The 11,790-nt window shown below is 49.9% G+C and carries 13 protein-coding genes; 8 read left to right on the top strand and 5 right to left on the bottom strand.

Translation table 11 applies throughout. From position 1 onward, the window contains the following. Positions 1-11: 11 nt before the first annotated feature. Together NDO75_RS07325 and NDO75_RS07330 are read right to left on the bottom strand one after the other, a co-directional pair. On the bottom strand, positions 12-209 hold the full coding sequence (locus tag NDO75_RS07325) for a hypothetical protein (RefSeq protein ID WP_310905500.1): 198 nt from the start codon (positions 207-209) through the stop codon (positions 12-14). Between the two features lie 126 nt (positions 210-335). After that, on the bottom strand, positions 336-1,838 hold the full coding sequence (locus tag NDO75_RS07330) for a replication factor C large subunit (protein ID WP_310905501.1): 1,503 nt from the start codon (positions 1,836-1,838) through the stop codon (positions 336-338). A 53-nt stretch (positions 1,839-1,891) separates the two neighbouring features. Here NDO75_RS07330 and NDO75_RS07335 point away from each other — a divergent pair, with 53 nt between their 5' ends. From NDO75_RS07335 to NDO75_RS07370, 8 genes are all read left to right on the top strand, one after another. Continuing rightward, a complete protein-coding gene (locus NDO75_RS07335; RefSeq protein ID WP_310905502.1) occupies positions 1,892-2,257 on the top strand; it encodes a hypothetical protein in 366 nt (121 codons plus the stop codon). Further along, entirely contained in the window at positions 2,244-3,254 is a 1,011-nt protein-coding gene (locus NDO75_RS07340) for a tyrosine-type recombinase/integrase (protein WP_310905503.1), read from the top strand. Before NDO75_RS07335 ends, NDO75_RS07340 begins: the two co-directional genes overlap by 14 nt. A 373-nt stretch (positions 3,255-3,627) precedes the next feature. Next, positions 3,628-3,831: a hypothetical protein gene (locus tag NDO75_RS07345; protein ID WP_310905504.1), complete on the top strand. Its 204-nt coding sequence runs from the start codon at positions 3,628-3,630 to the stop codon at positions 3,829-3,831. Beyond that, complete coding sequence (locus NDO75_RS07350; RefSeq protein WP_310905505.1) at positions 3,824-4,051, top strand: hypothetical protein; 228 nt, start codon at positions 3,824-3,826, stop codon at positions 4,049-4,051. Before NDO75_RS07345 ends, NDO75_RS07350 begins: the two co-directional genes overlap by 8 nt. A gap of 1,368 nt (positions 4,052-5,419) precedes the next feature. Next, on the top strand, positions 5,420-5,593 hold the full coding sequence (locus NDO75_RS07355) for a hypothetical protein (protein WP_310905506.1): 174 nt from the start codon (positions 5,420-5,422) through the stop codon (positions 5,591-5,593). 289 nt (positions 5,594-5,882) lie between these two features. Beyond that, the gene (locus NDO75_RS07360; protein ID WP_310905507.1) at positions 5,883-6,488 is read left to right on the top strand and encodes a hypothetical protein; all 606 of its coding nucleotides are present in this window, start codon (positions 5,883-5,885) and stop codon (positions 6,486-6,488) included. 194 nt (positions 6,489-6,682) lie between these two features. Then, positions 6,683-7,321, top strand: a complete 639-nt coding sequence (locus tag NDO75_RS07365; protein ID WP_310905508.1) for a site-specific integrase — start codon at positions 6,683-6,685, stop codon at positions 7,319-7,321. A gap of 168 nt (positions 7,322-7,489) precedes the next feature. Further along, complete coding sequence (locus NDO75_RS07370) at positions 7,490-7,627, top strand: hypothetical protein (RefSeq protein WP_310905509.1); 138 nt, start codon at positions 7,490-7,492, stop codon at positions 7,625-7,627. Positions 7,628-7,722: 95 nt separating this feature from the next. On the opposite strand, the gene NDO75_RS07375 is transcribed toward NDO75_RS07370, so the two are convergent. From NDO75_RS07375 to NDO75_RS07385, 3 genes are all read right to left on the bottom strand, one after another. Next, positions 7,723-9,978 (bottom strand): DUF262 domain-containing HNH endonuclease family protein, encoded by a 2,256-nt coding sequence (locus NDO75_RS07375; RefSeq protein ID WP_310905510.1) that lies wholly within the window; start codon positions 9,976-9,978, stop codon positions 7,723-7,725. Positions 9,979-10,050: 72 nt separating this feature from the next. Next, entirely contained in the window at positions 10,051-10,500 is a 450-nt protein-coding gene (locus tag NDO75_RS07380; RefSeq protein ID WP_310905511.1) for a hypothetical protein, read from the bottom strand. A gap of 91 nt (positions 10,501-10,591) precedes the next feature. After that, positions 10,592-10,903, bottom strand: coding sequence for a hypothetical protein (locus tag NDO75_RS07385; protein ID WP_310905512.1), 312 nt, complete (start codon positions 10,901-10,903; stop codon positions 10,592-10,594). Positions 10,904-11,790: the final 887 nt, after the last annotated feature.

An 11,790-nucleotide genomic window follows, 5' to 3' on the forward strand; every position in this document is an offset into this window, starting at 1 on the left:
TCGCGCCGCTTTCAGACCGACGGTGCCGGTCGCTCTTCCTCGGCCGTCGGCTGCTCGCCGTCCGACGAAACGACCGTCGACTCGGCGTCGAACTCGACGAGATAGGAGACGACTTCGGATTTCCGGTGTTCCACCTCGAGATGGATCCGGAGCCCGTTGCGGTCGTCGTACGTTTCGGTGCAAAGCGGGCAGCTATGTGGATTCGTCATTCGGCCAGTCACCATGTGATGGTCTCACCGTTCATCGACGTAATAGTGTCGATTATTCAATAAATAGATATATCGAGAGAGAATACAACTCGGTAGCGATCCGACGGTGGACGTTGGATACGGTTCTCACATGAAGTCGCTCAGTCCCGACTGATCGTCGTCAGGTTCATCGGCCGCCGAACTGTCGTCGTCCGACGCCGACTCCGAGGACTGCCCGTCGTCCGTCTCCGAGGCCACGAGCGTCTGTTGGTCGTTCCCGTCGTCACTCGCATCCGCATCGACGGTGGGTTCGTCGGTGTCGTCGCCGCTCGAGCGTTCCGCCTCGAAGAAGGCGTTGCCCGAGTGTTCGACCGCTTCTTCGGCCCTGCGTTCCTCGGCGTCTTGGACGATCGACTGGACCTTGTTGGTATCCTTCCCGCTGCCAGTGACGAACGAGACCTCGGATTCGTCGAGGTCGTAGGCGGCGGCCATGCGAACGGTGAGGTCGCGGTTCTTGCAGTGGTGAGTCATCGCCGAGAGGAACGGGAGGATCTCGCGGCGAGCGGTGGCGACGCTCGCGCCCTCGCGCTCGGCGATACGCTCGGCGATCGAGTCGCGGGTGTTCCGGGTGCCCTTCGTACGGCCGAGTTTCGACCAGTAGCTCGGCGGGCCGTAGCGAGTCCAGCCGCCCTTGTCTCCCCGCCGTGAGGCGGCGACGCCGGCGGTCATGTTGTCCGTCGCGTACCGCCAGAACGAGTAGTCCTGCGTGGCCCGCACCCGGCCGAGCCAGCGGTCGGCGTTCGAGAGGAACTCGTAGGCGTCGGCCAGTTCAGCGCCCTCGTAGTCCTTCGGCACGTTGTCCTCGATCCAGTTGAGCAGGTCGTCCGGCGTCTCGTCGACGTCGTAGGAGGCCCGCAGCGCGCCCTCGGCGTCCTCCTCCTTGATGAGTTCGTCGAGGAAGTCGAAGATCCCCTCGGTGGTGTCGCGCTCGCCGGTGACCACGTCCTCGACGGTCAGCCGTTCAGTCTCCTCGGCGACCGCCTGCAGGTCGTTGACTGCCGACCGCAGGTCGCCGCTGGTCGACTCGGCGATCTTCTCCAAGGCCTCCTCCTCGAACTCGACGCCCTCGCGGCGACAGATGTCCCGGAGGACGGGCACGATCGAGCGCTTCGAAACGTCGCGGAACTCGATGGTCTCGCAGGCGTTGCGCAGCGACTGGCTCATGTCGTAGAACTCGTTGGCCACGAGGACGATCGGCTGGTTCGCCTCCTTGACGACGCGGGTGACCTCCCGCGAGCCGCCGTAGTCGGCGTTCCCGTGGAAGTTGTCCGCCTCGTCCAGGATGACCAGCCTGCGGCCCGCCCCGCCGGCGGTGAGCGTCCCACTCTTCGCGGCCTCGCCGGCGACGCGTTCGATCACGTCGGCGCCGCGGCTGTCGCTGGCGTTGAGTTCCATCACCGGCCAGCCCATGTCCTTGGCCAACGCGTGGGCGGCGGAGGTCTTCCCGACCCCGGGACTGCCGTGGACGATCACCGATTTGCGGTGGTCGTCCCAGCTCTCGGCCCACTCCTCGAGTTGGTCGCGGGCCTTGTTGTTGCCGCGCACCTCCGACAGCGTCGTCGGGCGGTACTTCTCCGTCCAGTCAGTCATACTGTAATGATATCGTAATGGTTTTTGGTTGGAACACTGTACTGTTGTTTAGAATGGCTCTGGTCCAATTACGCGTACCTGATGAGCGCGTGGAGGCGTGGGATGAGTTTGTTGAGGACGAACCTGAATACGACGATAGGTCCGACCTTATCCGCAAGTCTGTCGAGCGTACCATCTCTACTGATACTGAGGGACCAGGGAGTAATGATGGTGTTGATGAGCAAGTAGTCCTGGAGAGATTTGACCGCTTAGAGTCTCTGATGCAGGATGTCGAGCAAGAAATCGGTCTTGTCCAAGCAGACCTCGTCAATGAGGATGAGATGAGTGATATCGTATCCAATCGGTCGTACAGAGCTGTCAAACACGCCCTTGAGACTTATGATGTAATTACTGAGGAGGGAAAAGATGACCGCGAGTAAAATTAAAGAGTGGGTCAAAAACGACGGCGAGACTCCTGACTGGGTCGCCTCACAACCAGACGACGTACAAGCTCGGTTGAAGTCGTATTTCAGAGCTACAATTGCGAATAACAAACCGAATACGCTCAAAAACCGCGCTACACCACTCAAGCAGTTCTCGCAGTGGTATCATGGGAACTTGCTTGAGGTTGACTCTAATGTTGTTGAGGATTGGCGTGATGACTTAGTCGTTCGAGATTACGGATATCGGACGGTCCGCCAGAAAATCTACGCTATTAGCTCCTTTTATTCGCGGCTGGAAGATAGAGACCATATCCAATCGAACCCTGTTGATGCAGTTGATATTGACCACTACGAAAAAACTCGTCAATCAGAGCATCTCGAACAGGAATACGTATCGAAAGACCAATTCCAAGATATGCTTGATGCGTGCGAAACAACTCGTGAGTGCGTGTGCTGTCTGATTTTTTGGGATTGTGGTCTTCGGGTTGGAGAAGCTGTGGATGTGAAATTAGGTGATATCAATCGAAGAAAGAAATCAATCGAGATTGAGACAGGTAAAACGCGCAAGATGGAAGAAGATGATGAACGTACTGTCTATTATAGTCAAAAATTCGAGAACGTGTTAACGGAATGGTTGGATAATGGGAAACGGAATTCCTATTTCGGGTCATCTGGACCGTATCTGCTCGTATCAGAGGAAGCTGAGCAGATGTATCCTGGGACAGTTAGTGACATCTTGCGTGACGTAGCAGACCGTGCTGACGTACTCAAGGAGATGTACACGGACAAGTCTAATCGAACACGTTATTGGCCACATCCACACGCCCTGCGAAAATCCTATGGAGTGTATCGGACGAAACGAGGAATGCCGATTGCATATTTGTCTACTCTGATGGGGCATTCAGATTTGCAGGTCACCCGTGATAAGTATCTCATTTTCCGAGATGACGATATTCGGGATGCAGACCGCCGATATCGACCAAACCTGTCCTAAGTTCGGCCCCTATTCTAACAGGTTTCTAGTATAGTATTTATTATACAATGGATGCTGTAATTGCATTACTCGCAATTACGATTGGAGCATTGGTTGTAATCACATATCCGTGGGTCGAACACGTCTATATGGTCACATACGACGGAGAGGAGATTGAGACGACACGTGATATCGACCGATTGGAGATATACGACAGAGAGGTAGTCGAAGTTGAGGTCGCAGAACCGTTCGACAAAACGTGGCGTTCGCAAATCCAAAACGCACGCGAGCGTGTTGTGAACAAGCTACCTGTACGCCCGCGCGTTTACTACGTATCCAGAGTGAGTGAGTGAGACCGAAGGAATGAATGGTTTTGCTCACGAGTTAGTCTCGCATGGATGAGAACCGAGTAGAGGACATGGCTCGTCGGGCAGGGATGACACCTCGTGAGTACTGTCTCTCACGTATCGCCCACTGGCAGTCAATGCTCCGAGAGGTCTCGGACGACTATCGCGGTCTCGACGACGAGGAATTCGAGGAACTGGTTGAACGTGAAGTAGACGGCTACACTAAGAACAGAAGTGAGAAAAATGACTGACGGCGAGGACCTTGATTACGAGACAGACTCGATAGCGCCCGACGAGGATATTGACCTGATGTATGATGTAGACTATCTCAGAATCGAGCGGATGAGTGACGACTCGCTCTGGTTTGCTGGATTCGCGGATGGTGAGGATGCACTTGAATGCATGTTCTGGGCGACCTGTACGGATGATGGCTTGCGCATTGATACTGAGATTCACCCTGACGGGATGTGACCATGACTATAGAATTCGAATGTGAGCAGTGTAGTGAGACGACGAGCTTGGATGACGACGTACTACGTTCTGGTCAATTTCTGGAGTGTAACAACTGCAGGAGTGAGTTCATTGTCGAGCTTACGCCGATTGACCATTCTGCAGAGCAGATGACACTCCAAGTCGCGGGCACAGATACGTACACGTGTCCTGATTGCAGCGGTCGCGTGAGAGACGGTCCTCGACGGGGAGAGGGAGGACAGATAATCGAGTGTCCTGATTGCGGGTCTCAGTTTGTCCTCAGGTCGGTCTCGTATCTAGAGAGAGCTGAATCCAATGATGGATGAAGACGATATCTTAGCTTTGCTTGACGAGCGAGACGGCGAGCTACATTGTCCAGTCTCGACTTGTGACGTGTGGTATCCTGACGGGATGCAATACGGGTTTCTAGAGCATTACGGAGAGCACGACGTGTGCTTGATTTGCGAGACGGAATTAGAGCATCCAGGTAATGAATTCCTGTGTCTCGACTGTGCAGCAGAGTAGCGTGTCGTACTTTCTTTGAACGGTCAGAAATCAGGATTTCGGGTCAATATCAATAATACGGTCAAGATATACTTCTTGTACTCCGTCGATAATAACAGTGTCTCGGTTTAGATGCATATCTGTAATGGTCCCGTGGTATGTATTTGGACCGTTAATGAGAAATCCATTATCATCACCTAGATAGGTGATACGCCGTCCTACGGCGAGTTGGTCAGTCTCGGTCGTGATATGTATGATATTGGCTGTGACTAATAATGTTACCTCTGGACTTGCGGGTTATAGTAAACGGACTGAATCCTGTCGTACTTTCCTTGATTGTTAGACAAACCTCACTCAAAGTCAGGGGTTCGAGGGACTCTGAGCGCTGTCTCGGCGTTCAGGAGAGGTTGATTATCGAGTGAGCAAAATCGTCAGCTCAAACTGTCAGTCACTTAATTCTGAAATTACTCTTGTTAATAGAAGTGGTCTAGATAGCCATATGACGTAATACTCTTCCTGTCAAGTAATTCGTGAAATGGTCATTAGAATCGACATTCTTACAAGACATCACTATAGTCCTGACTATATGGACGTTGATTTCGAACGACTGGTTGAGCAAGCAGATAGTAATAAAGTTACAGTTGATAAATTAACGGGTGGGAGAGATATTTTCCCGATGCTAGTAAGATATTCGAATGGCCACATCGAATCGATGGTGAAGTCCCTCACTACGTTGTTCTACTGACCAAAAAGGCACATTATGAACGTACAGACCCGATTACAGGTGAAGGATTTGAGAGAAAAAGAGACGAAGCAGCGCTCATTCTAACGAATCGAGCGTTGCATTTTTATGCGGGAATTGATATGGAAATCCCCTATGAGATAATAACCCGAACTAATGCAGAAATCGATGGACTGGGTACTATTACTGTATATGCTGAAGGAATTAAACATGAATTCACCTTAGCTGCCACTGGTGATGAGGAGAATGCGCGCGAAGCATATGCGTACTTGAGAGAGCAGGTATTCGAGGACTGAGTTTGTCGCATCGATGCCAAATTTTGGTATATCTTGTTCGTCAGATTATTTTTGAGGATTTGATAAGTTGTATTGTATTAAAGCAGATATTATATTGGGAGTTTACGGCGAAGAAGAAAGTACCACCAGGACGTAGTACCTGCTCGGTTTTTTGGAGATAACTCAGCCTCGAATATAGACTGGTTGCCCTCATCGGACCCGATGCTCAAATATCCTAAGCAATATTGACAGTCTGTATTCTAAACTATATCGTTTCTATTATTATCTTCAAACACTCTCCTCAGCACATATGGATAGACGAAAGTTCATGTTGGTCGCATCGACTATCACTCTTACAGGATTTGCAGGATGTACGAGTGATAGCAACCAAACAGATGACCCGAAAACGGATGGGTCTAATGACGGGTCAGAGAATAATGACTCGAACACAAATGAATCGAACTCAGATGAAAGCGGAAATGGAAGTGTAGACCTAAATGAGGTCCCGACGGCGGGCGAGAGTGACCTAAAAGACTCTGTCGATGTGCGAGATTTTGTATCCCACGCACAAAGCTCTGCGAATTGGGACGACAATGGACGCCCCATCTATGATTTCAGTGGGTATGATGAGGTAACCGTGACTGTGGGGGCTGAACACAATGGAGAGTTTGTCTTTGAGCCTGTTGCCATCAATATTGAGCCAGGAACAACAGTGAAATGGGACTGGGTTGGTGGCAGCGAACACGGTATCTTGACAGCCGATTACCCTGATTTCTCAAACGAGGAGTATCACGCTGAAGAGGGTGTGAATCAGGAACAGACGTTTAGTGGCGATGACCAGATGATGAAACAGTACAGTTGTGGAAATCACACTTCGATGGCGGGTGTCATCCTCATTGAGGGTCTGAAGGAATAGATAACACCACAATTTTTGTCGGCCCCGACTTGAAGGAGGAATTCCTGGACTCTTGGTGTACCAGTTTCGGATTCTGTTAGTAGACTCCGAAACTCAATCCTAAAATCACCCCTATATCGAACCTATATCGACCTGCATTGGGGTGTCTCAATAAATTCCGAAACTAGTTTAGTGCTAGTTCTAGATATATCTATATGACCAATGATAGCATTCACCAATACGTCGTCGAGGAACAGCTTGACGAACTCCGCGAAGCATCCTACCGACTTAACGTCGAACAGCATGGCCGTCTACTCGGTCGCCAACTCAGGGATGAGGTTATCGTGTCATTCGAATATGATACGGGTCTTCGAGTGGACGAGTTGCTGGATATCAAGCCAGATGGGATGCTGCGTCTGAACGAAGGTGAATTGGTTATCCCAGGACCTATCCAAAAGGACTATCCAAACGAGAATTCCCCGTCGACACGAACACTCACTCTCGACCGCTCAGATATCGGTTTGGTTCGACTGCTGCGACAGTACCTCAATTCCGAGTGGTATCAGAGTCAAGATACAGATTATCTGCTCCCCACTCGGCAGTCAAACCAAATGACGCCACGAGCTGTGAATCAAACAATCAAGCGACTGGCTGCGGAAGCTGATGTCCGTCCCTACAGGACAGATGGCACACGTGGAGAACCTCAGGGCCTTTCTGCTCACGACTTCAGACACTCAGTCGCGAACTGGATGCTGCAAGATGAAGAAAACCGTCTCGTCGACGTTCGAAATAGGTTGCGACACAGTAGTATTCTCACTACGGAACAAATCTACGAGCACTTCATCCGTGCTTGACGGTCTCGAATCCGAGGGTTGACGCGATTTTTAGACAATTCACGCGCGTATTATGTGCGACATAGAACTAGACAAGTCACTCCCAAGATTGTATCCCCGTTAAGTACTGGGCAGTACGATAAGGTCTACTCCGATACAGAGATTATTAACTTACTCTCGGATACACGTATGGCCACGAGCGAGGTTGCAGAAGCACTAGGCTGTCACAGGACAACTGCGCATGAGAAGTTACGAAACCTCGAAGAAGACGGGGAAATCGAATCTACTGAGGCAGGAAACACGCTCATCTGGGAGTTGGATGAGTAACAATCAGTCCTGAGACCACGTCTCAAACCGAATCCACTCATATCCACCAAATCCACTAGCTGATAGATAAAGCTCTCCTACGCGGCGGTCATTTTTTAAGTGGCTTTGATGTAGTCGCTCTCTCGGAACTTGTATACTGGGTCTGGAAGGTCAGCTTCACAACCACTACAAGTTGCATCCCACTCCTCCAAGGAGTTGAGGTCTACAATGATACCCTCACAAGAGTCGCAGTGGTTCATAGTCTCCCACTCGCTTCCAGTAACATTCTCTCGTTTAAATCGGATAGACGGGATGACGAAGTTGTCGTCACTTGCTTTTTTATGGTACTCCCGTACGCTATGAGCAATATTACGGATTTCCAATGGGGAAACCTCTGTATCACTTGGCTGCTTATTGAATCGGATGTGTGCTTTGCTTAGGCCACCCCATTCTTCTAACGCAAAGCGAACAATCCTCCAAGCACGGGTATTTGCAGCTTCTTTCGACCAACCATCTTCAGGAGAAGGAAGCTCTTCACACATCTTCATGGATGACTCAGCATAAGTGTCATCATACTTCTGCGCGTAATTGAGGTTGCTTAGCCCAGAATTGTCTCTCTGACCAATGATGAGTAGATTTCCGAGTGTATCGGTAATATCATCTAGTTCACTATCACCTTCTGCGTTCTGTGGGTGGATGTGTTCAATACTGATTCCCTCAGATTTCCAGGTTTCGAATGAAGGCATCTGAGTCATAGCATCTCGCCCAGGCTCTGTCCGTAGATGACGTTCATATCTGTATAACAGATATTGAACTACAGTCTTATCACGAACTCCAGTCCAACCGTCGTTACGGTCAGTACCGTCGAAGAGGTCGTCTCTAAGCAAACAATCCATGAAGTACGTATCTGGACAGTTGCTGCCAATCTCGGATTCGAGCCGACGACAGGTAGCAGGGATTGCCTCAGAGAGTGCGTCAAACTGTAATGCTGCCTGTCCTCCGTCGAAAATCTTGTTCGCTCTATTTCGCCGACCTGCCCACTCTATCCAGTATCCATGTCTTTGGAGAGCAGCACGTCCTGCATCAGTTCGCCGTCCTGCTACGTTATACACACGGAAAGATAGCTTCTCACAGAGACTCACAACTCGTCGGAATTCATCACCAATCCCAAACCGATTATGAGTAGCCATCAGTAGAGGAAGGAAGTTATTCGAGACAGGGAGGCGGTTCAACCCATGCAAGTCCTGAATTATCTCGTTCACTCTATCGTAATCCGACTCAATCTCCTCTGGATTCTTGATTACGAGATAGGCTTTCGAGCATGCTAAGATACTCTCTAGGTAGTCGTCAATCCAATCACGAACAGACCTCTCTCCTTGGTTCAGTGAGGCGTGTTTCTCTAGGTGCTTGATTCGTCTGTGTACTGTCGTATACTCGGAATTCGTCTGACGAGCTAGAACAAGTTCTCCTGAAAAGAGCCTCCAATGATAGCGGACGAACGTTTCAATATCAGAGTCAGTACCGCCATATTTGGTTATATTCTCAAGAACCTCCCCAATCTGTGTGTATATTTCCCGAGACATATCATTGTCATTGTATCGGGCAGAGCAGTATACCAAGTAGCTCTTTATACGGTCCAGATTGGTTAGGTCCTTACCTCGGTCATTGATGACTTCGAATAGACGACCACTTTCGGTCTCGTCCTCTACAACATACTGTGTGACCTCAAGACCAGTCCGAACTATCTTCTGCACTTCTCGTAAAAATGCATAGTAATCATCATGGCTATCTTCAGTAATATATTCCTCTCGTTTCTCTTCTAACCAAGTCCGTATTACCCGTTTTGCATTCACTAACCGCCTCTGAGAGACTGTCTCTGCAGGAATATTATCTAAATCTTGGTTCTGAACGACAAGCTTTCTGAAAATATCACTATTATTACTATCTAGTTCAATACGTTCTGTTTCTAGTTCAACAATGAAATCCTCCCTATTATCTTTATACAGTTTTTCAAGTGTTCCTGCATTATTCTCGTTCAGTTTCTCCTCATCTATATCTCTCAACTGCTCATTGAGACAATTTATGAGAATACAGATGGTCGTCATTCTTTGCTGACCATCAATCACGTCATACGCCTCAAAATCATTGCTCGCCGTTCTCTCCAGACCTTTATCCAGCATAACCAAGGTGCCGAAATAGTGCGTGAAGTCTGGCGATTCTTCAGATTGTCGCTCTTCATACGAATACTCAATATCCTCAAGAAGGTCGTAGACTTGTTGGTCTTCCCATGCATACCCTCTCTGGTATCGAGGAATTTTGAAAACCGAACTTTGGAAAAGGTCCCCCAGTTTAGTCTGACGTACGTCGGCCATATGCGAACCGAATTGTCACTCGCTCCATATAGTCCTAATGTTATGACTATGGGCTTACTTTAGATATTGATACTACTCATCTGGCGACCACGTTTCGATATCGTATCCTCTCATCTCAGCAAACTCGACCAACTGTCGGATATAGTGTTCCTGCGCCTCGGTCTGCTGCTTGAGATACCTAACCTCAGCTTGTAGCTCTGCTATCTTCCGTTCTTGCTCATCCAGAGACTCAAGCACACTTGAATTCGAATCCGAAACGGAGACCTCGTGAGCGAATTCACTGCCCTTGCTGGTGAGTGAATAGACGTTTGCAGGGTTCGCAGCCCCGCCGACGCCCTCTTGCGATATCTCTACGTACCCCGCGTCGGCGAGACCGTCGAGGTCCCGACGCAAGGTATCTGGATGTGCGTCAAAATCATCCTCAAATTCTGATATCCGTGATTCCCCATGCACGAATAATGCGATAAGCAATCTCTCCTGCCGCCGAGTGAGCCGTGGCTCTAGATTTATATTCTGTGACATATACCATGGAACTCATACCACGGTTATAAGAGTTATCCGCAGCACGCGCCGCGGACGACAAGTACACGCATAATACGCGCGTACAGGGAATTCACCAGTCCTCCCAATGCACTATCAGTGCCTCTGAATCTCGGATATCATCTGCATCTAGGAACACGGCCATGCTGTCATCATCCGAGTACACCATCTCTATCGGACCGACCGCCGAGACCTCGCCTCGAAGGTATGCCTCCTTCAGTTCGGGGAAGTCAATCACCAGTACCTCCACGAGTTCCTCTGGAACAGTCTTCAATTCGCTATCTTCAGTGAACGCCGCTCCATCAATACCACGAACATCTGCTTCATGAGGTCCATCTCTGTGTTCAAACGATTGCCAAGTATCCACGTCGACGACCGATTCCAAGTGCTGCACGACTTGTTCCTGCCTCGTTAGCGCTCTCGAATTGTTCGAATCAAAGCTCGCAGGAGCTGTCAGACCAGGCCAAGAAGTACTACTTGACGGATTTGGTCGTCGAAGTTCACAAGCAAATGCGGCGCGAGAAACTGCGAGAGAAGATTATTCGAGAAGGTTTCGGAGTTGAGGATGGGGACCTCGTAGAGATTCTCATGCAGCCAAGCGACGACAGCTACGGATTTTCCACACCTGACCACGGAACCGTGCGCTTCTTTTCCATTGACTACTGATTCGTCGTAAGTCGAGAACTGAGGTTTAAGTACGATATCGAGCCCAGCACGGGCTGTGACTCGCTACAAACTCGGCGACCGTGTGAGAATCGACATTCCAGACGAACTCGACCCTGATTTTGAGTGGCACGGAGAGCACGGACTTATTACCGATGTCATAAAAATTCCGACAGGACTAGTGTACGTCATCGGTCTCGAAGACCAGCACGTGACAATCGGCGCTCGGCCACAAGATATCCGACCTCCTATCTCCTCACAGAGATTGTAACTCTGCTGTAGAAGGGGCGTGATTAGGCACGGAATCCTCTTCATAGTCCTCCCGTGCCTGAATTTTCCCTTCCCAATCTGGTCTCGTACATTCTCTTCTTTTTGCGGATTAAAATGCATACACGGGAGAGTGTCAGACCGAGGTCGTGGAAAGGATGGCCACTGGTCGCTCGCCTGGCGGCTCGCTTCGTTACCAGACCGTGGTGAGAGCCGTTTTTTCTTTTTTCCCGTCTCAGGGTAGGGAGAAGAGAGTCTGTAGTATACGACGGGTTGAAAGAGGATACCGAGGTAGAGCGCCTACAACAACCGATTGGTTAACAGTTCGACCTCAACTCACCT

Source organism: Natrinema sp. 1APR25-10V2, from assembly GCF_031626495.1.
Taxonomy (GTDB): Archaea; Halobacteriota; Halobacteria; order Halobacteriales; family Natrialbaceae; genus Natrinema.